Annotated in this window: 18 protein-coding genes; 4 read left to right on the top strand and 14 right to left on the bottom strand. The window is 63.4% G+C overall.

Annotation, left to right across the window (positions count from 1 at the left end; genetic code table 11):
* Nucleotides 1–150 precede the first annotated feature (150 nt).
* On the top strand, nucleotides 151–1,101 hold the full coding sequence (locus tag AC1DX5_RS15945) for an SMP-30/gluconolactonase/LRE family protein (RefSeq protein ID WP_465173042.1): 951 nt from the start codon (nucleotides 151–153) through the stop codon (nucleotides 1,099–1,101).
* 174 nt (nucleotides 1,102–1,275) lie between these two features.
* On the top strand, nucleotides 1,276–2,397 hold the full coding sequence (locus tag AC1DX5_RS15940; RefSeq protein ID WP_478016343.1) for a cobalamin-independent methionine synthase II family protein: 1,122 nt from the start codon (nucleotides 1,276–1,278) through the stop codon (nucleotides 2,395–2,397).
* A gap of 45 nt (nucleotides 2,398–2,442) precedes the next feature.
* On the opposite strand, the gene AC1DX5_RS15935 is transcribed toward AC1DX5_RS15940, so the two are convergent.
* The 13 genes from AC1DX5_RS15935 to AC1DX5_RS15875 all read right to left on the bottom strand — a co-directional run bounded on the left by AC1DX5_RS15935 (nucleotide 2,443) and on the right by AC1DX5_RS15875 (nucleotide 20,584).
* Nucleotides 2,443–3,789: an MFS transporter gene (locus tag AC1DX5_RS15935; protein WP_478016342.1), complete on the bottom strand. Its 1,347-nt coding sequence runs from the start codon at nucleotides 3,787–3,789 to the stop codon at nucleotides 2,443–2,445.
* A gap of 215 nt (nucleotides 3,790–4,004) precedes the next feature.
* On the bottom strand, nucleotides 4,005–6,848 hold the full coding sequence (locus AC1DX5_RS15930; protein WP_478016341.1) for a TonB-dependent receptor domain-containing protein: 2,844 nt from the start codon (nucleotides 6,846–6,848) through the stop codon (nucleotides 4,005–4,007).
* A gap of 316 nt (nucleotides 6,849–7,164) precedes the next feature.
* Complete coding sequence (gene folD, locus AC1DX5_RS15925; RefSeq protein ID WP_478016340.1) at nucleotides 7,165–8,046, bottom strand: bifunctional methylenetetrahydrofolate dehydrogenase/methenyltetrahydrofolate cyclohydrolase FolD; 882 nt, start codon at nucleotides 8,044–8,046, stop codon at nucleotides 7,165–7,167.
* A 17-nt stretch (nucleotides 8,047–8,063) separates the two neighbouring features.
* A complete protein-coding gene (gene purU, locus AC1DX5_RS15920) occupies nucleotides 8,064–8,921 on the bottom strand; it encodes a formyltetrahydrofolate deformylase (RefSeq protein ID WP_478016339.1) in 858 nt (285 codons plus the stop codon).
* The gene (locus AC1DX5_RS15915) at nucleotides 8,921–9,865 is read right to left on the bottom strand and encodes a methylenetetrahydrofolate reductase (RefSeq protein WP_478016338.1); all 945 of its coding nucleotides are present in this window, start codon (nucleotides 9,863–9,865) and stop codon (nucleotides 8,921–8,923) included. The genes purU and AC1DX5_RS15915 overlap by 1 nt, the downstream gene beginning before the upstream one ends.
* Before the next feature lie 9 nt (nucleotides 9,866–9,874).
* Nucleotides 9,875–11,323: an adenosylhomocysteinase gene (ahcY, locus tag AC1DX5_RS15910; protein WP_478016337.1), complete on the bottom strand. Its 1,449-nt coding sequence runs from the start codon at nucleotides 11,321–11,323 to the stop codon at nucleotides 9,875–9,877.
* A gap of 34 nt (nucleotides 11,324–11,357) precedes the next feature.
* On the bottom strand, nucleotides 11,358–12,572 hold the full coding sequence (metK, locus tag AC1DX5_RS15905; protein WP_478016336.1) for a methionine adenosyltransferase: 1,215 nt from the start codon (nucleotides 12,570–12,572) through the stop codon (nucleotides 11,358–11,360).
* A gap of 39 nt (nucleotides 12,573–12,611) precedes the next feature.
* The gene (locus AC1DX5_RS15900; RefSeq protein ID WP_478016335.1) at nucleotides 12,612–13,820 is read right to left on the bottom strand and encodes a hypothetical protein; all 1,209 of its coding nucleotides are present in this window, start codon (nucleotides 13,818–13,820) and stop codon (nucleotides 12,612–12,614) included.
* Nucleotides 13,821–14,128: 308 nt separating this feature from the next.
* Nucleotides 14,129–15,094, bottom strand: coding sequence for an N-acetylglucosamine kinase (locus AC1DX5_RS15895; RefSeq protein ID WP_478016334.1), 966 nt, complete (start codon nucleotides 15,092–15,094; stop codon nucleotides 14,129–14,131).
* A complete protein-coding gene (locus tag AC1DX5_RS15890; RefSeq protein WP_478016333.1) occupies nucleotides 15,091–16,230 on the bottom strand; it encodes an SIS domain-containing protein in 1,140 nt (379 codons plus the stop codon). Before AC1DX5_RS15890 ends, AC1DX5_RS15895 begins: the two co-directional genes overlap by 4 nt.
* Nucleotides 16,223–17,506, bottom strand: a complete 1,284-nt coding sequence (locus AC1DX5_RS15885) for a D-tagatose-bisphosphate aldolase, class II, non-catalytic subunit (RefSeq protein ID WP_478016332.1) — start codon at nucleotides 17,504–17,506, stop codon at nucleotides 16,223–16,225. The genes AC1DX5_RS15890 and AC1DX5_RS15885 overlap by 8 nt, the downstream gene beginning before the upstream one ends.
* 67 nt (nucleotides 17,507–17,573) lie before the next feature.
* Nucleotides 17,574–18,494: an EamA family transporter gene (locus AC1DX5_RS15880; protein WP_478016331.1), complete on the bottom strand. Its 921-nt coding sequence runs from the start codon at nucleotides 18,492–18,494 to the stop codon at nucleotides 17,574–17,576.
* Nucleotides 18,491–20,584 carry a glycoside hydrolase family 36 protein gene (locus AC1DX5_RS15875; protein ID WP_478016330.1) on the bottom strand — a complete coding sequence of 698 codons (2,094 nt, stop codon included), beginning with the start codon at nucleotides 20,582–20,584 and terminating at the stop codon, nucleotides 18,491–18,493. Before AC1DX5_RS15875 ends, AC1DX5_RS15880 begins: the two co-directional genes overlap by 4 nt.
* A gap of 144 nt (nucleotides 20,585–20,728) precedes the next feature.
* Between AC1DX5_RS15875 and AC1DX5_RS15870 the strand changes: the two genes are divergently transcribed.
* Complete coding sequence (locus AC1DX5_RS15870; protein ID WP_478016329.1) at nucleotides 20,729–21,838, top strand: amidohydrolase family protein; 1,110 nt, start codon at nucleotides 20,729–20,731, stop codon at nucleotides 21,836–21,838.
* A gap of 14 nt (nucleotides 21,839–21,852) precedes the next feature.
* Here the strand turns inward: AC1DX5_RS15870 and agaR are convergent, their stop codons facing one another.
* Nucleotides 21,853–22,629, bottom strand: coding sequence for a transcriptional repressor AgaR (gene agaR, locus AC1DX5_RS15865; RefSeq protein WP_465173057.1), 777 nt, complete (start codon nucleotides 22,627–22,629; stop codon nucleotides 21,853–21,855).
* Between the two features lie 176 nt (nucleotides 22,630–22,805).
* Here agaR and AC1DX5_RS15860 point away from each other — a divergent pair, with 176 nt between their 5' ends.
* Nucleotides 22,806–25,673, top strand: coding sequence for a TonB-dependent receptor (locus AC1DX5_RS15860; RefSeq protein ID WP_478016328.1), 2,868 nt, complete (start codon nucleotides 22,806–22,808; stop codon nucleotides 25,671–25,673).
* Nucleotides 25,674–25,679 lie beyond the last annotated feature (6 nt).

Genomic DNA, 25,679 nt, shown 5'->3' with positions numbered 1-25,679 from the left:
GACCTTTGGCAATCATAAGAATATAAGCCTGGCTGTCTGTCAACGGTTCAAACCTCTTTCATGCTATCAGTGACGCTGTTATAAGACAGGCTGTCATAATAAATCGTGTTCACGGCGCCAGACCGTGAAGCGGGGAGAGGAAAAAGGGCGATGCCTGTCGAACGACTCGATCCGCGGCTCGACCTTATCGTGGCACGCGATGCCGAATGGGAGGAACTCGGCAGCGGCTTCGGCGGACCCACGGGACCGGCCGAGGGCCCGGTATGGATCGCCGCCACCGACTCCGGCGGGGGGTATCTGCTGTTCAGCGACATCCACAACAGCCGCCGGATGCGTTGGCATCCCCGGGATGGCATCACGACCGACAAGGAAGGCACCGAGAACGGCAACGGCCAGACGCTCGATCGCGAGGGCAGGCTGGTCGTATGCCATCATTTCAGCCGTTGCGTCGATCGCGAGGAAGCCGATGGCAGCATCACGGTGATCGCCGATCGCTATCGCGGCATGAAGCTGAACCGGCCGAACGACGTGGTGGTGAAATCCGATGGTGCGATCTATTTTACCGATCCGCCGCCCAAGGTTCCGTTTACACCGGCCGACCATCCACCCGAAATCGATTGTGCCGGCGTCTACCGAGTCTCGCCGGACGGAGCGCGGATCAACATGGTCGTGCGTGACCTCGTCAATCCCAACGGGCTGTGCTTCTCGCCCGATGAGAAAATCCTCTACGTCAACGACAGCAACCAGCACCGCAAGCTGATCATGGCGTATGATGTCGAGGCCGACGGCATGCTGGACCTCGGCAGCGCGCGGCTGTTCTGCGACATGCGCGCGGACACCCGCGTAGGTGGCCCGGACGGGATGAAAGTGGATGTCCTGGGCAATGTCTATTGCACCGGCCCTGGCGGCATCTGGATCCTCGATGTCGCGGGCAAGCATCTCGGCACGATCGCGATGGAGGGCCGCGTCTCCAACATGAACTGGGGCGATCAGGACTGGTGCACGCTTTATTTCACCGGCGCCCGATCGCTCAACCGCATCCGCCTCGAAATACCCGGCGTTCCCGTCCCGCGCGGCGCCATTGTCCCGACATCCGGTTAGAGGATGCCGCCGGCACCGTCGCGGGGATGGTCGACATAGCTCGATCGCCAGAATTTCTACCCTTCGCTCAATGAGATAGGACAGGATATGAAACGCAGCACAGACCGCATTCTGACAACGCATGTCGGTAGCCTGATCCGTCCGCTCGATGTGCTTCAGGGCATGATGGCCAAGGTGCTGGGCGAGCCGGTCGACGAGGCGCAGTTTCAGCAGAGCGTCAGGCAGGGCGTCATCGACGTTGTAGCAAAACAGGCCGAAATCGGGATCGACATTCCAAGCGACGGCGAAATCTCCAAGCCCAGTTTCCACAATTACGTCGTGGAGCGCCTGGGTGGCCTGGAGAAAATACCTCCGGAAACCCGCGGCGCCTATTACACCCAGCTCACTGAAAAATTTCCCGGCTTCATGAAACAGTACAATGCCATGTACAAAACCATGTGGATGCCGCCGGAACTCGACGCGGACAAGGTAAGAAAGGCGGGCGACACGCCTCCCGCGCGCGTTCGCGTCGCCGCGCCGATCACCTATATCGGCCAGGGCGCGCTCCAGACCGACATCGACAATTACAAGGCAGCGCTCGCGGGCAAGGACTTTGTCGAGGCCTTCATGCCGTCTGCCACACCAGCGCGCGACGATGCCGATGCAGGCACGGTTTATCCCACTGTGTCGGCCTATCTCTATGCACTCGCCGACGCGATGCATGTCGAATATCAGGCGATCGTCGATGCTGGCTTCGTGGTGCAGCTGGACCTTGGTCTGCCGTCGCGAAATCAGGTACTGCCGGGCAATCCCAATCCGACCCTGGAAGATCTTCGTCGCGCCTCGGAAATGCAGGTCGAGGCCTATAACCACGCATTACGCGGCATCCCGGAGGATCGCGTGCGCTATCACATGTGCTGGGGCAGTATGAACACGCCGCACACGACCGACGTGCCCCTGCGGGAGGTCGTCGACCTCATTCTCAAGATCAAGGCACAGGCTTATGTGATCGAGGGTGCCAATCCGCGGCACGAGCATGAATGGATGGTCTGGAAGGACGTCAAGCTGCCGGACGGCAAGATCCTGGTTCCGGGTGTCATCAGCCATCAGACCAATGTCGTCGAACATCCCGAGCTCGTCGCGTGGCGCATCGCCAACTATGCCGGGATAGTGGGCCGCGAGAATGTGATTGCCGGGACCGATTGTGGCTTCTCCCAGGGCTGGAACATGGCGCGTGTCCACCCCGAGGTGCAATGGGCCAAGCTGAGCGCGCTGGTCGAGGGCGCGGCGCTGGCGTCGACGCAACTCTGGAAATGAGCCTGGGCGGCCGGTCAGGTGACTGACCGGCCGCGCTTTCGCAGCTCAGTGAAGCGCTTCGGCGCCCTGACCCGCCGATCCTGTGCCGGGGCGCCGCTGCGCGAGGAAGGCGGCGGCTGCCGGGATCAGCATCAGGCCACCGAACAACAGCATCACCCAGAATCGACCGAGCCCGGCCCCGATCGCATAGCCGCCCAGCAACGGCCCGATGATGCCTCCGACGCGTGAAAAGCCCATCATGATGCCGAGCCCGGCATTGCGCGTCGTCACGTCGTGATAATTGAGCGTGACCAGAACCAGCGAGGTATAGCTGCCGACGTTGAAGAAGCCGCACAGCGTCGATGCGCCGATCAATGCCCATGTGGCTCCAGTCGGGACCGCGCCGAGCAGCGTGAACGCGGCGCTCATGGCAAGCAGGAAGATGACCGCGATGCGGACTTCACCGACCCGTCGCGCCAGGCTGCCCACGGTCAGATGTGCGATGATGCCCGCGCCGTACGTCGTCATCCCCGCAATGCCGTTCCAGGTCATGGTGAGCCCGCCGATGGCGAGGATCTGCGGTCGCCATCCGGCCATGAAGCCACCCGAGATGGTGAAGACGAATCCCGCCAGGCACAGCAGCCCGGTGCCGAACCACATGGCGCGCGGGATGATCGACACGCCAGTGCGCTTCGTCCTGGCGGTCGCCGCGACCTCGGGCAGGCTTGTCAGAACGGGCTTGCCGAGCCGGCGCATCAATGTGTTCAGCCGGTCGAGAGCGCCGGGCTTGCGCTGGCCCGCGAGGAAGGTTGGCGATTCGGCGAGCAGGAAGAGCGCGAGCACGAAGCTGAGCATGTTCAGCACAGCGGCGGCCATGAAGATCGAGCGCCAGCCATAGGGTTCGATCAGCAAGGCCGCCAGCGCACCGCACAGCATTCCCCCTCCGGAATAGCCGGTATGGAGGATTCCGATGAAGAAATTCGAACGCTGGGCGTTGCTGAATTCGGAAACGGTGACGTTGAGGCAGACCACCAGCGCCCCCAGGCACATACCGGTCAGCAATCGAAAGCTCATCAAGGCAACGATCGAGTGGCTGAGGGCGGTGGCGACGAGTAATCCGATCAGGATGCCGAGCAGCCACAACGTCAGCACGCGACGGCCGATGCGATCGGCAAAGGGCGAAATGAAGATCGAGCCGATGGCGATGCCGATCGGGGTTGCAGTGGAAGCCCAGCCGAACGCCTCGGTCGAAATTCCCCATTCCTTGATGAGCGACGGCGCTGCGTAAGACAGCGTGACGACGTCGAGACCGTCCGCGGCATAGGTCAGCACGCAGATCGCCACGATGGCATATTGATACCATCCCATCGGCGATTGCTTGATGAGGTCGTTGGGCGTCCCGTCCTGGCTCATGCTGAGGGCCCTTCGCCTGCGAGGCGATATTGCAATCTGGCGATCTGTCGTCTCGGCATGCAAACCCTCGAATAATGTCAGCCCAATTCAGTAGTTACGAACGCCCGCTGCAATGTTCCAACGACACTGGACGGCTTCACTTTTTGGCGCCCCGATTGAAAGCCCGGCGCATTGCGGACGCCGGGTTTCTACGCTTTTTGGGGCGAAACGGCGGATCAGAAGCGCAACCTCACGCCGCCGACAAAATAACGGCCGATCTTGTCGTACATCTGCGAGTTGGACACGGTCGGCTGGACGATGTTGTTCGGGATGATCGGTGGCGCGGTATCCAGCAGATTGTCGATCTTGCCATAGACTTCGACATTCTCGGTGATCTTGTAGGAGGCCGACAGGTCGAGATAGGCACGACCTTTCACATTGTTCTGGTCGGCTGGCAGATCGACGTCGTCGACGTAGATCGTGCGGAACTTGCCTCCGCCAATGTAGCGGACATACGCGCCCAGACGGACCGGTCCGCCAGTATAAGTCAGGTCGAAATTCGCCTTCCAGCGCGGCTGACCGCCCGGATCGGTGGCGAGGTCGCCGAGTGAACTGGTCGTGACGCCAGATGTGGTGAGAGAGAGCTTGTCGACATAGTTGACGAGCAGGCGCGAGCCGATTGAGCCGCTAGTCGAAAACCAGTCAACCGGAAGGCGGTAGGAGAGTTCGAAATCGACCCCGCTCGTTTCAACCGTCTGCGCGTTGATCAGTGTCGCCTGGATTGTCGTGATCTGGTTCGAGGCGTTCTGAGTGATGAGCGGGCAGAACGACGCGATCTTCGCGATGAAGCAGTTGTTGACGATCGTCTGTGGCGGGACCGCGGTGATCGCATTGTCGATCTTGATCGAATAATAGTCGATCGAGGCGTTGAAGCCGGGAATGAACGTCGGCTGCAGCACCACGCCGAATGCCTTGGTGTCCGCCTTTTCGGGATTGAGATCGCGGTTGCCGCCGGTAAGCTGCGTGGCGAAAGCCGCAACGTTCGTACGCGGGTCGTTGATCGTGTTGATCACCTGGTTCTGGCCCGAGAACAGTTCGTTGATGTTCGCGGCGCGGATGTCGCGAGACAATGTTCCGCGGAACCTGATGTCCTTGATCGGGGAATAGTTGAGGCCGACCTTCCAGGTGGTGACGCCGCCGCTCGAGCTATAGTCGGCGTAGCGCACCGCGCCGCTCACCTCGAGATCCTGGAGAAACGGTGTGTCCTTGGCCACCGGCACGGCGGTCTCGGCATAGACTTCCGCGACATGGAGCTTGCCCGCGAAGGGTTGCTGGTTGATGGAGCGCCAGCCCGAGACCATCGAGACTGCATCGGAGATGCTCTTGATGTTCTCGTTGCGATATTCGCCCCCGACCGCGAGCTTGATGTCGCCGGCCCAGGTCTTCAGGGGCGACCCCGAAAAGTTCAGACCGACCGAATCCTGGCTCATCTTCGCGTCATAGAAGGAAGTGCCACGATACCAGGCGAGTGCCTGCTGGCTGATCGAGCCCGCGCCGAACACGTTGATCGGTACGCAGGCCGGATTGTCGTCAGCGGTACTGGCATTGGCGTTGATTCGGCATACCGGCTGCTGTGTCGTCGGGCTGATCACCGAATCGACTCCCTGGAACCAGCGCGACTGGATGCGGTTGTTCTGGCTTTCCTGGCGGAACGTGTTCTCCGAGCGCTGAACGTGCAGGTCCCAGGACCAGGTGCCGATCTTGCCTTCGGCACCAGCGGCGTAACGCATCGCTCGCGCTTTACTGTTGTTCTGCGAATAGCCGTCCTCGAGGTTCATGCGGCCGAAGGCAAACGAGTTGATCCCATTGGCGATCATCGTCGTGCGGATGGAGGCGGGCAGGAACGCGTTGTCGCGCTGGATCGTCAGCGTGCCGAGATCGTAGTTCGGCGCGAGATCCGACTTCACCTCGACGTGCGACCATAGCATGTCGGACCAGAGTGTGATGTTGTCGGAGACGTCGAAACTGACCCGCCCATAGCCCGAATAGCGCGTAATCGAGGGAAGGAGATTGCCCTCGTCCTCGATCGAGACGCCGCCGCCGCCCAGCATGAAGGTGGTGTTGACGGGCGTTCCATAGACAAAGGGCTGCGGGGTGCCGTTGATGCCGAATTGAGTGCCGTACAGCGGACTCGTTGCCGGCACTACGATAAGACCGCCGAAGGTCATGCGCGAGTAAAGGCCGTTATAGGCGACGTAATTCTTCGTCTGGCCGTTGGTGGCAGTATAGGTCGGGTTGTTGAACAGGATCGGGTTGCCGCGGCCCCACGGGCGTGTTGCGACCGTGGTCTGGCCGGTGTTGCGATAGAAGTCACCGGCCACCGTGACGTTGAGCCGGCCGTCGAGGAACGAATGTCCCGCAGCGCCTGAAATCACGGGGCGCTTGAAGTCGTTATATCCCGAAATGCCGTAGGACGCGTCGATCTTGACTCCCTCCAGCCGCTTTTCGAGCGAAAAGTTGACCACGCCGGCAACCGCGTCGGAGCCGTAGGCCGCGGAGGCGCCGCCCGTCACCACTTCGACGCCCTTGATCAGCGACAATGGGAAAATATTGGTGTCTATTCCGCCGAACGGGCTGGTCGCCGCAAGGCGACGTCCGTCGAGCAGGAGCAACGTACGCGCACCGCCAAGCGCGCGAAGATCCGCGACGCTCTGGCCAACCGGCTCGCTCGACTTGCCGACGTTCTGATTGATGCGCAATTGCGGGATATCATACGCCAGTTCGGCGACGCTGGTCAGTGCGCGATCCTCGATCTGGGCCTGGCCGATGGACGTGACCGGTGTGGGGGCGGTGAACCCCGCGCCAAGGCGTGAGCCGGTGACGACAACCTCACCCTCGGCTGGCACGTCCTGTGCGGCTGGGTCCGCCTCCGCCTGGGGGGCGGGCACCGGCGTAGGACCGCTCTGGGCGAAGGCCGGAGCGGCGACGGCCGTGAGCATCAGCGCCATGGTCGCAAGGCTGGACCCGCTAAGCCGCGCTGCAACCCGGCGGCGACCGGGAACCGACGATGAGTTCTGCATTCTGCCTCCCCTTATCGATGCGACCTTATGGCCGTTCATCATTTCACGCTGGCGCTTCGGTCATCTTCTGCCGGCGTCCGCGTGTTACGCAGTCCCCTGAATCATCATCCTGAAATGACGAATGGTAGTTGCTTATGACACATATGAACAGACCGGCAAGCATTAAATTCGACAGTGACAAACGACGTTTGCTATAATCGCTTCGGCTTGATCTATCGATCTTCGTGCCTGCGGCGGGGGGAGAGGGAGGCATGAAGCGGGCCGCGACCGAACGGCATTCGAGGCCAATGGATGCTCGATTGCGCGCTCCGCATGTTCAGGCCCATTGCTTCCGGTTCGCTGCCTTGACCGTATTGGCCAATAGGCACGCGATCGTCATCGGCCCCACACCGCCCGGCACTGGCGAGACCGCGCGAGCATGCTGGACTTCGTCGAACGCGACATCGCCAACGAGCTTCGTCTTGCCGTCACGCTGGATAATTCGCGTGATGCCGACGTCGATAATGACGGCACCTTCCTTGATCCAGAAGCCGCGTACGAGCCGCGGGACGCCCGCCGCTGCAATGACGATGTCGGCCTTGCGGACGATGTCGGGAAGACCACGTGTCTCGATATGCGTGATCGTCACGGTCGCTTCGCGTTCGAGCAGCAGCATCGCGATCGGCTTTCCGACGATGTTCGACTTGCCGATCACCACGGCGTGAAGCCCGGTCAAATCGTCGAGTACACTGTCGAGCAGCATCATCACGCCGAGCGGCGTACAGGGGACGAGTCCGCCAGTCCCCGTCGAGAGACGCCCGACATTGACCGGGTGGAATCCGTCCACGTCCTTGGCTGGATCGATCGCATCAAGGATCGCGCCTTCGTCGATATGCGCGGGGAGCGGCACCTGAACCAGGACACCGTGTAGTGTGGGATCGGCGTTGAGTTGCGTGATCAGCTCGAGAAGCCTGTCCTGTGGCGTATCCGCAGGGAGGCGATGCTCAGTTGAGGCGATGCCGACGCGTCGGCAAGCCTCCACCTTGCGAGCGACATAGACCTCGCTCGCGGGGTCGCTTCCGACGAGAACCACGGCGAGTCCTGGCGGGTGCCGGTGGCGCGCGACGATGGCTTGCACTGCGGCTTGAGTGTTCGCATCGAGCCTGTTGGCGATAGCACGCCCGTCGATGCGCTCGGCAGGAGCGCGATTTCCCGTCATTTGCGACAAGCCCCGGCTCAATTGCGGAACACGACGGTTTTCGCGCCGTTGAGGAGCACGCGATCCTCGAGGTGGAGCTTTACCGCCCTGGAGAGCACGCGGCGTTCGATGTCGCGCCCCTTCGCCACTAGGTCGTCGGGCCGGTCTGCATGCGTGATCGTCTCTACATCCTGAGCGATAATCGGCCCTTCATCGAGGTCCGAAGTGACATAGTGCGCAGTGGCACCGATCATCTTCACGCCCCGGGCATAGGCCTGATGATAGGGTTTGGCCCCCTTGAAGCCCGGCAGGAAGCTGTGGTGGATGTTGATGCAACGACCGGAGAGATAAGCCGCCATCCGGTTCGACAGGATCTGCATGTAGCGCGCCAGGATGATCAGTTCGGCACCGGTTTTCTCGATAAGCGCCTGGAGTTGGGCTTCCTGGTCCGATTTCGTCGCGGTCGTGACCGGCAGATGGTGAAAGGGCAGGTCATCGAGAAGGGGTGTCGCCAACGCCTCGCGTCGATGATTGGAAGCCACGCCGACCACTGTCATCGCGAGATCGCCGGTTCGCAGGCGATACAGCAGATCGACCAGACAATGGTCGGGCCGGGAAACGAGGATAAGGACGCGCCGACGCTCAGCCCGAGCGCGCATCTGCCAGTCGATCGCGAACTTCGCGGCGAGGGGCTGGAATTGCTCGCGCACCTGTTCGAACGGTGCTCGCCCGTCCAGCGCAAATTCGACGCGCATGAAGAACCGTCCGGTCTCGGCGTCCTCGAACTGCTGAGCCTCGAGGATATTGCCGCCGCACTCGGTGAGATAGGTCGATATCGCGGCAACGATCCCGGGCCTGTCAGTGCAGGAGAGGGTGAGGAGATAGGAGTCGGTCATCACTGGTCCAGCGCCTGAAAGCCCCATTCGGAGTCGCGCAGCCGGAAGCGCCCCGCGGCGATCGCGCCCATCCAGCGCGCGGTGCGCTCCAGCCCGCCAAAGGGGAAGAGATGGAAACCCAGTGGCTGGAGATCGTGGAACGCCGCGGTCTCCGCCAGATCGCGGATGATGGGATCGGGCGCGGCGTCGCTGAGCAGCCGCGCTATCGAAGCCCCCCGCGAGACGATCGCCTTGGTAGAGGTGCCTACCCCGCAGATCGCGGCGTAGCGAAGCAGTGTGCGAATGCCCGCTGGTCCGGCGAGCCCGACCCGAACGGTAGTTTCCGCATGGCGTGCGCGAAAATCGTTCATCCAGGTCAGAATCGGACGGGCGTCGAAGCAGAACTGGGTAATGACGCCGGCAGTCATCCCTAGCCCACGGATCGCCGCAATCTTGGCATCCAGAGTCGCGTGCAACACGGCGTGTTCCACCTTTGGATGACCTTCGGGATAACCTCCGAGCCAGATATGGCGCAGTCCGGGCTGCGCGAAGGCCGGGCTGCGGATCAGCGCGGTGCCATCCTCGAAGGGGCCCGCCGCCTGCTTCACATCGCCGCTGATTACCAGCAATTGGGCGACGCCGGCGGCGCACAGCCGGTCCAGGAGCCGCTCAAGCTGCGCTGTGTCATTGATCATCCGCGCGGCGATGTGCGGGATGGGGTCGAAGCCGGCGTCGCGCAGACGGCGGGCGGTTCCGACCCGATCGTCGTCGCTGTCCTGCGGCAGCCACGTGACCGATATCTGCGTTCCGGGTGGCAGTAGCGCGATCGCCGCATCTACACCCTTGGCATCGCGCGCGGAGACCTCATACGAGGCCTCGCGCGCGAGATCGATAATGCGTTCGCGCACGATCGTCGCCGGATCACTGGGCAGGCCGGCGCTGGGCACCGTGAGCGAGCTTTCCATCGTTCCGGTTCAGTAGCGGTAATGATCGGGTTTGAACGGGCCCTCGACGGGCACGCCGATATAGCCGGCCTGCTTTGCGGTGAGCGTCGACAGCTTCACACCGAGCTTTTCGAGGTGCAGCGCCGCGACCTTCTCGTCGAGATGCTTCGGCAGGACGTACACGTCGTTCTTGTAGTTCTCGCCCTTGGTGAAGAGCTCGATCTGCGCCAGCGTCTGGTTGGTGAAGCTGGCCGACATGACGAACGACGGGTGGCCGGTCGCGCAGCCCAGATTCACCAGGCGGCCCTTGGCCAGCACGATGATCTGCTTGCCGTCCGGGAACTTSACCAGGTCGGTGCCCGGCTTCACTTCGGTCCACTCGTAATTGCTGAGCGCCGCGATCTGGATCTCGCTGTCGAAGTGACCGATGTTGCACACGATCGACATCGGCTTCATCGCCTTCATGTGATCGGCGGTGATGACGTCGGCATTGCCGGTCGCGGTCACGAAGATGTCCGAGCGCGTCACCGCCTCTTCCATCGTCACGACCTCGAAGCCCTCCATCGCTGCCTGCAGCGCGCAGATCGGGTCGACTTCAGTTACCAGCACGCGCGCGCCGCCGTTGCGGAGCGACTGGGCCGAGCCCTTGCCCACGTCACCGAAGCCCGCGACCGTCGCGACCTTGCCGGCGAGCATCACGTCGGTGGCGCGACGGATCGCGTCGACCAGCGATTCCTTGCAGCCGTAAAGATTGTCGAACTTCGACTTGGTCACGCTGTCGTTCACGTTGATCGCCGGGAAGGGCAGTTCACCCTTCTTCGCGATCTCGTACAGCCGGTGAACGCCGGTGGTGGTCTCTTCCGAGACGCCCTTCAGGTTCTTGACCGTCTCGGTCAGGTAACCGGGATATTTGGCAAGGAACGCCTTCAGCGCGCGCTGGAACTCGACTTCCTCCTCATTCTCGGGCTCGCCCAGCGTGTGGCCGGCCTCGATCTTCGCACCCCAGAGTGCGAACATGGTGGCGTCGCCGCCATCGTCGAGGATGATGTTGGCGGTGGTGGCGCCCCCATTTTCTTTGGCGGTGCCGGCGCCCCAGTTGAAGATGTCGCCGACATAGTCCCAATAGTCGGCCAGGCTCTCGCCCTTCACGGCGAACACCGGCACGCCGGTCGCGGCGATCGCGGCGGCGGCATGGTCCTGGGTGGAGAAGATGTTGCAGGTCGCCCAGCGGACATCGGCGCCGAGCGCGGTCAGCGTCTCGATCAGCACCGCGGTCTGGATCGTCATGTGCAGCGAGCCCGTGATGCGCGCGCCCTTCAGCGGCTGCGACGCCCCGAACTCCTCGCGGAGCGACATGAGACCGGGCATCTCGGTCTCGGCGATGTTGATTTCCTTGCGGCCGAAATCGGCGAGATCGATGTCGGCAACGACATAGTCTTGGGTGACAGGCGTGGGGGCGGTATCGAGCGTGAGGGTCATGATGAGGTCCGTGACATGAAGGGGAGGAAGCCGGTCAGGCGATGGCCGCCTTGAGGTCGTCGATCAGGTCGGTGCGCTCCCAGGGGAACAGGTCGCCCTCCGCTGCGCGGCCGAAATGGCCATAGGCAGCGGTCTTGCGATAGATCGGCTTGTTCAGGCTCAGATAGGTGCGGATGCCGCGCGGGGTGAGCCCGCCGAGCTTCGCGATGCTGCCGATCGCCGCTTCGAGCGCCCGGTCGCTGACGGTGCCGGTGCCATGCGTGTCGACATAAAGCGACAACGGCTTCGACACGCCGATCGCGTAAGCGAGCTGGATCGTGCAGCGCGTGGCGAGACCGGCGGCAACGATGTTCTTGGCGAGATAGCGCGTGATATAGGCGGCGGACCGATCGACCTTGGTCGGATCCTTGCCGCTGAACGCGCCACCGCCATGTGGCGCCGCACCGCCATAGGTGTCGACGATGATCTTGCGGCCGGTAAGCCCGGCATCGCCATCCGGCCCGCCGATCTCGAAGCTGCCGGTCGGGTTGATGTGATATTCGGTCGCATCGGACAACAAGGTGGCGGGCAATATCTCGGCCACGACCGAGCGAACATAGCTCTTGAGCTCCGCTTCCTTCGCGCCGCTGTCATAACCCGGTGCGTGCTGGGTCGACACGACGATCGCGGTCGCGGCCAGGGGCTTGCCGTTCTCGTCGAACCGCAGCGTCACCTGGCTCTTGGCATCCGGCTCGAGGAAAGCCGCCGTGCCGGCATGGCGGTCGGCTGCCATGCGCTCGAGGATCTTGTGGCTGTAATAGAGTGTCGCCGGCATCAGATCGGGCGTCTCGTCGCAGGCGAAGCCGAACATGATGCCCTGGTCGCCCGCGCCTTCGTCCTTGTTGCCGCTCGCGTCCACGCCCTGCGCGATGTGCGCCGACTGACCGTGCAGCTTGTTGTAGAAGGTCAGCGTCTCCCAGTGGAAACCTTCCTGCTCATAGCCGATCTCGCGAACCGTATTGCGCACCGTCTGCTCGATCTCCTCGAGCGCGCCGGGTGCCCATTGGCCGTCCTCATAGACGCCCTTGCAGCGGATCTCGCCCGCCAGCACGATCAATTGGGTGGTCGTCAGCGTCTCGCACCCGATCCGCGCTTCGGGATCCTTGGACAGGAACAGATCGACGATCGCGTCGCTGATCTGGTCGGAGACCTTGTCGGGATGGCCTTCGGAAACGGATTCGGACGTGAACAGGAAATCATTGCGGGCCATGTGGCTCCCCTTCTTTCGATATGATCGCAGGTGGCGGCGTCAGGCCGCGCGCGGATTGCGGACGATGACGTAGCTTTCGTCGTTGAACCAAAGCTCGCCATTCTTCCGGAGCACTTTCCGCGTCGCCTCGAGATAGGCGGAGTTGCTCATCGCCTCGGACAGGCGTTCATCGTCGATCTGGGCGACATAGGTTGCGGCATTCCAGGCGGCGAGCAGAGTCGAGGTGCCGATCGACGCTCGCTCGCTATCGAGCTCGTCGGGCAAGGTGTGCATCTCGTATCTGAAGAGCGCTTCCGACGTCGGCAGGGCATCGAACCGAAAGTCGCGCGCTTCATCGCCCATCGCCTTGCGCGTCGCATCGAGCAAGGCGTGGCGTGACATGGTAAAGGGATCTTCGGCGGGCCAGACGAGCTGAATGATGTCCAGTCCCGGATCATTGCCGGCGGAATGGATGCCAAGAAGTCTGCCGTCCTGCCGAAGGGCGCGGGCGAGCGGGGCCAGCACTCGCTTCGCCTTGAATTCTGTGGAGGCGCTGAGACGGAAGGGCTGGCTCGCCACGACCAGGTCGTAGCTGGCGACCGGCTCGTCCCGTTTGGGGATCACATCCTCCAGCATGAAGGCGCAATCCTCGCGGTAGAGGATCAATGTCGCTGGTGTTTCCGGGATCAGACTGCCTGTCTTTTCCGAGACGCGGGTGCGCCAGTTCTGAGCGAGGAACGGCTGCAGTTCCAGGATCTGGCGCTCGAACTCGGCCGTGGTGGTGCCCTTCAGGGCTACTGCCTGCCAGGTCATGCGTTCCCGCACTTCCGGCTTCGCTGGTACCAGGTGCGGCGCTTCGGCATAGGAAATATTGGTGAGCGCCAGAACGGTCTCCGGATGCTCGAAGAAGCGGTCCGGCATCTTGTCCAGGGTCAGGCGGACGTCCTCAAGGCTGATCTCCTTGCCGGCGATCAGGAATGGAAAACGCGGGAAAGCCTCGTGCATCGAGCGCATCACCCGGGCGAGGACCGTACCGTCGCCCATACCGGCATCGAAGAAGCGCACGGCCGGCGGGACGGGCTTCAGCTTCTTGAGTTCACGGGCGACGCGTTCAGCCACGACCCACTTTTCGGAGCAGGTGTTCACGAACATCAGATATTTCTGTCGGTTGTCGTAGAAGCGGAAATTCGGCTCTTGCGAGCTTTCCGCGGTCGTTGTTGCGTCAGCGATCTCGTCGGTGCGCTGCAGGTCGTCGCTTTTCATCGCCATCGCCTCATTCCTTATGGCGGGCCAGTTCTGTGCCAGCCGGGCCGTCTGAGGGGCGAGATGTTCCGGAGCGGTGGCTGCCGTAAACCACAATCGATCCCACCGGAGCGTGGGACCCCGCCCACCCGGCGGGCGACGGGAGGATGAAGGGCCTAAACCGGCACATATTCGAGACCCGCAGAAATCTGCGGCTTTCGCAACTATCTAATCTTGTCCAAGCGACGTCAAAGAGGAACTAGGTCACAAATCTGGACACAAAGGTTTCCATCGATCAGGCGCCGTCCTGTCTATATCCCGCTATTTCACTACCCCTACGGGCGGTTCCCGAGTCTTCCTACGCCTCGGCTATGCGCCAACCGTTCGGCATACAGGGCGGCGCCATAGCCCGGTGCGTGAAGTGGGTCGGCCAGCGCGAAGCGGCCGGTTTCGCTGACGATCCTTGTGAACGCGTTCCGAACCAACGGCTCGTGGGACAATACGCCACCCGACCAAGACAGCGGCACCCTGACGTCGGGTGGAAAGCCCAGGACATCGCGCAAGGCAATCGCCAGCGCCGCGAGTTCATGGGCGGCTGCCAGCAGGATTGCGTGGGCGCCGCTATCGCCGTCGGCGGCCGCGCCCGACACCAAACCCGCCAGACCGGCCACCTCGCCCCGGCTCATCGCCGCTGGCCCCATGATACGCTGATAAAGGTCAAGATCGTCGTCGAGCGCCAGCGCCTCGACGATCCGGCCGTATAACAGGTCCTTTGCCGCGCGGCCGTCACTCATGCGCGAAAATAGCGCGAGGCCTTGAATCGCGATCCAATAGGCCGAACCTTCGTCGCCGACTATTTCGCCCCAGCCGCCCGCGCGCGCCGCTTTGCCCTGCCGTTCCCCATAGGCAATCGAGCCCGTGCCCGCGACGATGTTGATCCCATCCTGGCAGCCGAGCGAGCCCGCCCAGCCGCACACCATGTCGTTCCCGCAGGCATAGCGCTCATGGCCGAGCAGGCGGCCACAGGCCGCATGAAGCTGTGGGTCGACGAGCTTGTCTTCGCCATAGGCGGGCAGGCCAAAAAAGACGAAGCTCAGCGCGTCGGGCAGAATCTCGAGCTGACCGCAAATCGCGGCGATGCCTTGCTCGAGCCGTGCCAGCACCTCGTCCATCCCGACTTCGAGATGATAKGTCGTGCCGGTCACCGCGCGCGCGATCGTCGCGCCCGCGGCGTCAATGCAGACGAACTCGGTCTTCGTGCCGCCCCCGTCGACGCCCAGAAAATATGTGGCGCCGGTCATGCTTGCGCGGCGTAGATCCGCACGCCCTGCACGACGCGGTTGACGGTGCCGCTGGCATTGGGGCGGTCGGGGGCGAGGCCCTGCGCGAGCGAGACGTGCAGGCCGAACATTTGCGCCGGCACGATGAACGGAAACAGCAGATCGGCATCGACTGCATCGGCCATGCCGGCGACCGTGATGTCCGCGCCGTCGCCGGGCTGAGCGGAGATCACCGCAAGCGCGCCGCAATGGCCGTCGCTGCGCAGTTCCTCGACGATGTCGAGATCGTAGCGGCGCGTGAGCGGATCGTTCGAGACGAACACGACGGCAAGCGTGTCGGCATCGACGATCGTCTTGGGCCCGTGGCGGAAGCCGAGCGCGGTGTCGAACGCGGTGACGACCGCGCCGTCACTCAGTTCCATCAATTTGAGCGCGGCCTCGCGGGCGAGGCCCTTGAATACGCCGCTGCCGAGATAGACGACGCGCTTGAACCCACGCGTTGCAAGGTCGGCGACAAGCGGCTCGCACCGCGTGAGCACGTCCTCCACTGCCGCCGCGATCGCGGGTCCGCGCGCCTCGACCGCCTCGATCCCGCCAAGGATGGACAACGCCGCCAGCATCATCGCGCTGAAGCTCGAGGTCATGGCGAAACCGCGATCGTGCGTCGCCTCCGGCAGTACCACGACGCAGGTGTTGTCCTCGGCGCGCCTGGCCAGATCGCCTTCGACATTGCAGGTCACGATGAGGTGATAGGCTTCGGCCACTATCGCCTCGACCAGGTCGACCGCGGCGACGCTCTCCGGGCTGCTGCCCGAGCGGCCGAACGACACCAGCAGCGTCGGCGCTTCTGGGCGCAAGTACAGCGATGGCGCGCTGACGATGTCGGTGGTGGCGATCGCCTCGACCGGGCGACCGAGCACGCCCGACAACCAAGGCGCGAGGCATTCTCCGATGAACGCCGAGGTTCCCGCGCCGGTCAGCACGATACGGAGATCGGGCCGGGCAAGCAAAGGAGTGACGAACGCTTCGATCTCGCGCTTCCGGTCGCGCAGCAGCGCCTGGGTGGCGCGGAGCGTCTCGGGCTGCTGGTCGATTTCGCGACGAGTCCAGGACGTGCCGAGGCCGTCGGCCTCGGGGGCGAGCAGGGTATCAGGCATTGGGAAAGCAAGCTCCATGATAGGCGTCGAGCGTGGCGGCGATGTGCGCCATGGTGAGCGCCGCCGGGTCGAGTGTCGTCTCGCCGCCGCGTACCGCGGCGTAGGCGAGCGGCAGATACTGGCTGACCAGCGCCAGCGGGGGCGGTGTCCGGCGCAGATTGGCGAACAGCGCCTCCTGCGCCGCGGCGATCTCCGGATCGGGCCAGTAATAGCGGATCCGGTCGGACAGGCTGTATTGCAGCTGGAGATCGAGCGCCGCGTCGGTAGCATGGTAATATTTCCGCCAATGCTTCGGCGCTGCGTGCATGCGGGACACGGTAACGGCGCGCAACGCAGCGCGGTCGCCGGCGTGAATCGTCTCCGCCTCGATCGCGTCGAGCGCCCAGAGCGCCTCGCGCAACGCGAACGTGACCCCGGGACCAACCTTCAGGATCGCATAATGGTCGCGTACCAGGGCGGCGAGCGCGTCCGGGGTCTGATAATCGGTGGAATGCGCCTCGAACACGATATGATCGAACTGCTCGATCGAACGGCTCAGCGCGGTGGCGCGTTCGGGCCGGTAATCGACCACCTTGTCGTGGTCGAACTCGACACCGGGCTGCACGACCGTGGCGATGACGCGGTCCCAGGCGCTCTCCAGGCCGGATGCGCGAAACAGGTCCTGATGCATGCCGATCGTCGCGATCGCCGCTTCGGGGGCGGTGACGGCCAGGTCGCCAAGGTCCTCCGCGGCGCCGCCCGGAACCGGTACTTCGGTGCCGATAACATAGACCGGCGCGTCGGCCGGATCGCCGTCGAAAGCGTCCTCGGCAGCGCGGCACAGCCGTGCCGCGCGCTCGGCAATGGTTCTTTCGGGCAGCGGCACGGGATCGTCGGCGCAACTCATCGAGCAGTCGAGATGGATCTTGCGGAATCCCGCGCGGACATAGTCCGCAACCATCACTTCTGCCTTGTCCAGTGCCTCAGCGGCCGGTGCGGCTACCCATGCGTTGGGGCCGAGATGGTCGCCGCCGAGCACGAGGCGATCCAGCGGGAATCCGACCGCGGTCGCGATTGCCCGGACGAAATCCCGGTAGTCGGCCGGGACCATGCCGGTATAGCCGCCGTCCTGGTTGACCTGGTTCGAGGTGGCTTCGATCAACGCGATCGGCTGGCCGGTGACGAGCGCGTGGCGCAACGTTGCCTCGATCACCAATGGGTGCGCCGAACAGACCGAGGTCACGCCGATCCGCTCGCCGGCCTTGTGCCGAAGCACCATCTCTAGAATCGCCTGCACATCGGCTCCTTCGGAAGGCCTTTATCGCGGCGTCCGGATAAAAGCAACGAAACGAAATATAACGAAACTAATTTGTTTCGACAATGGCGTCCGGATCCTTCGCGTCGGGCTCGATCGCCAGCAGCAGCGAGGCGACGAGCGCGAGCAGGATGCCGATCGTCTTGAGGGGGCCAGGCACCACGCCGAGAATCACCAGCGACAGCAAGGCAGTGGCCAGCGGCGCGCCGGCATTGGCGAGCGGGGCGACGATGATTGCCTTGCCGTAGCGAAACGCGAAGACGAGCGTCAGCGCGCCGATCGCGTTGAGCACCTGGATCAGCGCGGCGAGCCACGGGCCATCCAGTCCCCAATTGATCGGCCGGCCCCAGTCCGTCATCGCCCAGGCCACCGGGATCAGCACCAGCCCGGAGAGCGTCATGTAGACGAAGATGCTTTCGCCCGACATGACGTGATTGGCTGCCTTCATGAAATAGGCCTGGACGCCCCAGCACAGCATCACGATCATCGCCGGTATGAGCCAGGCGGCCGATGCGCCGCCTCCGCTGCCCGGCGCGAAATCGAAGGTCGGCAGCGCGAGCAGCGCGAGCAGGATACCGAACGCGCCCAGTCGCCCGGTGCGTTCGCGCATCAGCACGAACGACAAGGCGATCGTCACGATCGGCGACAGTGAAATGATCGGAAAGATGAGATAGGCCGGCCCGCGCGCGACGGCGTAGAACAACACCATCTGGCCGCCGGCGCCGAGCAGCCCGATCGCCAGACCATAGCCGATCGCGCGTGGCGAGGCGTCGAGCCGCCAGCCGGCCAGCCCCAGCACCACCAGCGCGGGCGGAATCATCGTCAGTGCCCAGACGCAATAGACCAGGGTCTCGGGAAAGCCGTGCTGAGCGGAAAGACCGGAAAAAGCGCCCCATATTCCCCAGAGGATGACGGTGACCAACGCGTTGATCAGCCAGGCGCGACCCGAGGGCACAACCGCCCCGCTCATGCCTTGTCTTCCCGCGCCGGGCTGGCTCGAATGAGCAGGAAGTGCCGGAAACTCGCCTGGAGGCTGTTGCGTGCCGCGGTGGCGGTCCCGAGCGGGCTGCCGGTAAAACCGTCCGTGAGGACATAGCGCCCGGTGCCGAGGCCACGCAGCGTGAGCGGGCCATCCCATTTCTCGGCATAGAAGGCGTAATGCATCACGCCGTCACGTTCGATCGCGTGCGCTTCCGGCTTGTCGAAACCGATATCGTAGAGATCGCCGAGATAGCGGCCTTTGGAGAGCATGTTGGCGCGGTACAGATCGATCCACTTGCGCCAGAGCGCCTCCTTCTCCGCGGTGAGCAGATAGCCGCCGGGCGGCAGAGGATCAGTGGGATTGGGCACGTCCTTCGGCCAGGTAAATTTGGTCGAAGGGATCGCGCCGATCCCGTAGGTGGAGGCGAAATCGTCGCGCCCGTCGCTCAATTCGACATGGTCGCCGGAAAAGGGCGCGGACGGTCCCATCAGCGCCTTGAACGTCTTGCCCTTCAGCCGGACCTGCCATGATGAGGTGGGATCGGACGCCGGCGTGTTGTTCATCGCCGGAATGTTGTGGAAGGCGAAGCTGTCGCCGCACGGACATATCTCGATCACCGCTTGCGGGTTGATGGCGATCGCCTCGTCATAAACCGCCTTCCAGAAATCCTGCAGTTTCTCGAACGATTCCTCGGGTCGCGCATGGTTGTGCGCAGGGTTGTAACAGGGCGCGACGCCGTTCAGGTGCTGCCCGTCGAGCTTCAGCCCCTCAAAGCCCCAGTCGCCGATGATGCGCCGTACCTGCGCGCGGAAGAACTCGACCGTCGGCGGATAGGCCGGGCACATGGTGAAAGCGCTCCACCAGCTGACATTCTGCGCGGCGCCGTCACGGTCGAGAATCAGCATGTCGGAATGGTCGCGCAGCAGGTCAGTGCCGGGATCGACTGCGAGCGGGGCCAGCCACAGGCGCGGACGCATGCCGTCAGCCTTGATACGGTCAGCGAACGCCTTCATGTCCGCGTCGCCGCGCGGGAATTTCCGGCGATCCAGTTTCCAGTCACCCTCGGACGTCTGCCAGCCGTCGTCGAGGACCGCCCATTCGAAGCCCAATTCCCTGGCTTTGGGCAGTGTGCCGTACACCTGTTCGGGGGTGAAATTGCGCTCATAGCCCCAGGCACACCAGATCGGACCATAGCTCGATTCGGGGATGGCGGGGGCGGCAAGGCCACGCTCGGCCATGATGCGGCGATAGGCGTCGAGAGGACGAAAATGGTCGCCGCCGTGCGCCATCAGAAAGGCGGTCGGCAGGGCCAGCGTGGCGCCGGGCGCAAGCAAGGCCGGTTCGTCGCCCGAGAGCCCGATGCGCGTCCCATCCGGTTGCGCCGCGACGGGCAGCGAGATCAGCCGCGGCACCGGTTCGATATGGCCGACCGCCAGACCGACATCACGCCGCCACACCACCGCGAGCGGGGTGCCGCCGCCATAGTCGGAACCGTTCATGCCCATGAAGTTGCGCTGTTCGAACCCGGGCGCGACCTTCTGCACCCAGTCGCGGCGATCGGGATAGGAAGCGCCGGCGAAGGTCCATGCGCCCGTCGGGTCCGCCAGCAGGTCATGCGTCGCGACGCGCCAGCCGACGGCCGCCAGCGGCACGTCTCCGGTGTTGCGATAGCGCAACTCGTACAGGGCGAGGCCGGGATAATGATCGAGGAAAATGATATCGAGCAACTGCTCCACCGCGCCGCCGGCGGTCGCGCGCAGCCGATGCCGCCGGCCCGGGCCGTGCGGGCCGGATATCGACGTCTCTTCATGATCGAGCAGCAGGAAGCGATCCAGGGGGCGATGACCGGCGAGGAACAATGCCTCGCCGGCCGCCATCGGCGTCACCGGCTTGCCGCCATAGGATAGGCGCGACCGCATCGCGGCATCGAACTCGATCGTCAGCGTGCCGTCCGAGAGCGTCACGCCCGCCGGTCCGGCGGCCCATGCGCGCCCCGTCAGCGCCGGGCCGGACACCAGGGCAGCGCCGGTCATCAGGCGGCCGAGCAGGCCGCGGCGATCGACAAGGTTGGACAGCATGGCGAAGGGCTCCCCTGATATCGGCTGATACCGCAAACGCGCAGCCTTGGAGAAAGATGTTGCACGAACCGCAGCGGCGGCGCAAACCATATTCGCAATTTTATTGATCGTTTTCTTTCGTTTCATTTGTTTTGGAGGGTCGAGATGCGCTCACTGAAGGCAATGATGGCGCTGACCTCGGCACTGCTGGCCGGCGCAGCCGCGCCTGCGCCTGCGCCGGGCTATGGCGAGGCGGATTTCGCGCGCGTCGCCAAGTTCGACGCCCATGTCCATGCCAATGTGACGGATCCGCGGTTCCTGGACGTGGCGCGGCGCGACGGGATGGCGTTGCTGTCGATCAATGTCGACTATCCCGACTTCCCGCCATTGCCGATGCAGGCGGTGGCCGCGCATCAGATGCAGGCGATCGATGCCGGGCGCTTCCACTTTGCGACGACATTTTCCATGCGGGGTTTCGGAACGCCGGGCTGGACCGAGCGCACCAACCGTGCGCTCGACGATGCATTCGCGCGGGGCGCGGTGGCGGTGAAGGTGTGGAAAAATATCGGCATGGTCGCCACGGACGACCGAGGGAAGCGGGTTTTTCTGGACGACCCGCGCTTCGACGGCGTGATGGCGCACATCGAAAAGCGCGGCGTGCCGCTGATCGCGCACCAGGCCGAGCCGAAGAATTGCTGGCTGCCGCTCGAGCAGATGACGACCGAGAATGATCGCTCCTATTTCAGGGAGCATCCCGAATATTACATGTTTCTCCATCCCGAGGAGCCCGGCTACGAGACGCTGATGGCGGCGCGCGACCGGTTCGTCGCGCGCCATCCCGGGCTGGCCTTTGACGGCGCGCATATGGCGAGCCTCGAATGGAGCGTGGACGAACTGGCGCGGTTCTTCGATCGCTATCCCAACACGGTCGTGGATCTCGCGGCACGAATGTCCAACCTGCAGGTCCAGTCCAATGCCGATATCGGCAAGGTGCGCGCCTTCTTCGTCAAATATCAGGACCGCATCCTGTATGGCACCGACCTGACGGACAGCCCGCCCGATCCAGCCGCACGCGCCCAGAACCCGCCCGCCACCAGCGATTTTCCCAGAGAGGCGGACCAGGTGTGGCGCGCCGACTGGCGCTATCTGGCTACCCCGCTCAGCCAGCGGGTCGATGCGATCAGCGCCGACGCCAGGGGGCTGAACCTGCCCCGTGCGGTGATCGACAAGATCTATTGGAAAAACGCCCAGCGCTTTTTCAAGCTCAAGAGCTGAACCGGAGGCTAAGCTCAGGCGATGTGAAGGCGGAAGCCCAGGCGGTCGGCGGCTGCCTGCATTCCGGCATCGGCGGTATCGGTAACGAGATCGTCGATCTCGGCCACGTTCATGATTCGGTGCAGGCAGACTCGGCCGAACTTGGACCGGTCGGTGACCGCGATGACCTGTCCCGCCGCCTTGACCATCTTTCGGTTGAGCACGGCCTCCGGCTCGAAATGCGTGGTGATGCCACGCTCGATATCGAACCCGTCCACGCCGAGGAACAGCTTGTCGACATGCAGGTCGTCGAACGCGCTCTCGGTCTGTGCCCCGTAAAAGGCGCGGTTGCGCCGCCGCAACGTGCCGCCCAGCATCACGACGTTGATGCGCTCCTTGCTCGCCAGCGCGCAGAGAATATCCAGATCGTTGGTCAGCACGGTAACCTCGTCGCTGTCAGCCAGGTGCAGCGCGATCTGCAGTGCGGTGGTGCCTGAATCGAGCACGATCGAATCGCCCGGCATCACCATGGCCGCCGCCAGCGCCCCGATGCGCGCCTTTTCGTCGACGTTGATCGCGCGCTTGGCCTCGACCGGAGGCTCCGCCGCGACGTTGACGGCGTCGGTCGCGATCGCGCCGCCATAGGATCGCTCGGCGATGCCGCGCTTTGCCAGGTAATGAAGGTCCTTTCGGATCGTCTGCATCGACACGCCGAAGCGTTCGGCGAGTGGCACGACCTGCACGCTGCCGCGCTCCCGCACCAAGGCGCTGATCTGCTGTCTCCTACCACTGGTGTCCCGCGTGACGGACATATTGGCTTCCTCCCGTTCCGCCCCTGCATATCAGCCTAAAATTGCTCGCACAACAAAGCGGAAGTTTCGTTTCTTTTCTATTTGACAGTTTCGCTACGGTGAGGATACCAAATCGCAATAAATCGCGCGAATCCATTCAGGGTCCAAGGATCGTGCAGCTGATAAGGGGAATGGCGATGACGCAACGACGCATTTTGCGGAATGTGGTGCTTACCGGGGTCAGCGCAGCGGCCTTGCTGACCGTTCCCACTGCATCGGCCTATGCTCAGGAAGCCACATCCGTAACGGCCGAACCGGATCCGGCACAGCAGGCCGGCGATACCGACGCGTCGGACAACGCCCCCGATATCGTCGTGCGCGGTGTCCGGGGCAGCCTGCTGCGCTCGATCCAGGCCAAGCGCAGCGCGGATACGATCGTGGACGCCATTTCCGCCGAGGAACTGGGCAAGTTTCCCAACCGCAACGTCGCCGAAGCACTCGCCAACATTCCGGGCGTGACCGTCGGCCGCGACGGCCGCGGCGAAGGACGCTCGGTCACGATCCGCGGGCTTGGCGAGAATTTCGCCATTACCACGCTCAACGGCCGCATTCTCCCGACTGACGGCACCGATCGATCCTTCGCCTTCGACGTGCTGCCATCGGAAATCATTTCCGGGGCCGAAGTGCAGAAGGCGGTGCGATCGTCGGAGCTGGAGGGCAGCATCGGCGGCAACATCAACTTGCGCACCGCGCGTCCGCTCGACCGCCCAGGGGTTCACGCCACCGGCTCGGTGGAAGGCCAGTATAATGATTTCGTCGAGAAGGGCGGCTACAAGGTCACCGGCGTGGTCAGCGCGACCTTCGCCAACGACACGATGGGGGTCATCGCCGGCGCAAGCTACAACAAGTACAAGTTCCGCACTGACAATCTGGGCGAATATTCGATCACGGACGGGACGGAGGCCGCCTATGGCGTCGACTTCAACCGGGACGGCAAGATCAATCCCGACGCCGATGGTCCAGCCTATATCTGGCCCGACTATTACAGCGTCGGCACCGTGCAGGGCGAGCGCGAACGGATTGGCGCGGCGGGGGCGTTCCAGTGGAAGCCGTCCAGCGCATTCGAGCTGACGATCGACGGTATCTACAGCCGGTATAATGTTACGCAGCACAATTATCGCTCGTCCAACTATCTCAATCCGCTGGGCGATGACGGGTCGCTGCGCTGGGATCCGGCGTCGATCAAGGTCGACGCCCACAATGTCGTCACCGGCTTTGCGATCAATGATCTCGTCAGCGAGGTGCTGACCACTGACGAGCCGCGCAACAGCCAGACCTATCAGATCGGCGGCCATGTCGACTGGCAGGCCGCGGACCGGTTGAAGGTCGCGATCGACGGCTATTACGGAAAGGCGCGCGACAATACGGGCGGGCAGAACCGGTTCGTCGTGGCCGGCATTCCCGGCGCGTCAGCGGTTTTCGCGACACGTGCGGGCGGCATCCCGGACCTCGACATCACGATTCCCGGCGGACGCACGCTCGATCAGGCGACCAATGACGATTTCCGGGCGCATTATATCGGGATCCAGGGCCAGAATATCGAGGATCGCACGCAGGGCGTGAAGCTGGATGTCACCTATGACGTGGACAATGACACGTTCAAGTCGATCACCTTCGGCGGTGCCTGGACCGATCGCCGCAAGAACGTCGAGACGATCGACAACCAATATACCACTTCCTGCAATTATTGCGGCTATCCCTTCACCTTCGGCCAGCTGGGCGCGTCGGTGGTGCGGCCGGGCAACGGCACGATCCTGACCAAGCTGCAGGGCGATTTCCCGCGCAACTTTCCCTATTTCGACATCGATACGTACCTGGCGGCGCTTCCGCGCGCGGACAACAACCCGGCGATCCTCGACCCCAACAGCTGCCTCGATGCGACCGGCACGCCCATCCCGGGCTGCGCGTTGTCGCCTTATCCCGCCGGCTATTCGACTCAGCTGGTCGAGCCCGACCTTCCCGCATCCTATCTGATCAAGGAACGGACCTGGGCGGGCTATGTGCAGTTCAACCTGGCCGGACAGCGCTGGCGCGGCGACATCGGCTTGCGCCTCGTGTCGACCAAAGTGTCGTCGACGGGCTATGGCGCCAGCATCGCCAGCATCATCCCGCGCGTCGGCACGCAGGACAATGACGTGAATTTCAATCCGGTCGATGCGATCAATGGCGGCGGCGACTATCTGCGCCTCCTTCCGGCGGTCAATTTCGCCTATGACATCGCGGACGGCTTCCGTGTCCGGCTTGCCGCATCGAGGGCGATCTCGCGGCCGAGCTTCGGCGAACTGTCCCCAGCCAAGGACGCGACCTCGGCGCAGTCGGGCACCTTCATCATCTACGATGCCGGCAATCCCAATCTGAAGCCGACCAGCGCCGATCAGTTCGACGTGTCGTTCGAATATTACCCGTCCAACCGCCTCGCGCTTACCGCGGCGGCGTTTTACAAGCACATCACCAGTTTCGTCTCGACCGTTCCGGTCGATGTCGTGATCACGCCGACGGCGCAGCCCGCCAACCAGCAGCAGAATTTCGACTTCGTCGAATATCAGGTGATCAACGGCGACAGCGCCAAGGTGTATGGCCTGGAGGTTGGCGGTCAATATTTCCTCGACAATGGTTTCGGCGTCCAGGCGAACCTGACCTACAATCATTCGCGCGCGACTTCCGGAGACGTGACGACTGGCCTGCCCGGCGCGATTCCTTTCTCGGCCAACACCAAGCTCTTCTATGAGAAGAACGGCATCAGCGCGCAGGTCTCGTACAGCTTTCAGTCGCGTTACACCTACGCCCAGTCGGGCAATCTGGGCTATTTGCCGGTCAAGGAAGACGGCTATCACGAGATGTCGGCCAGCCTGTCCTACGACCTGACCGACAATGTGTCGGTTTACGTGCAAGGCTCGAACCTGCTCGGTTCGGCGATCAAGCGCTTCAACACCTATAGCAACGTACCCAATTTCTACGAATATTCGGGCCGGTCCTTCTTCTTCGGGATTCGCGGCCGTTTGTGACTCATA

It is taken from the genome of Sphingomonas sp. P2_B6, assembly GCF_056404755.1.
This window is presented reverse-complemented; position numbering and strand designations above follow the sequence as displayed.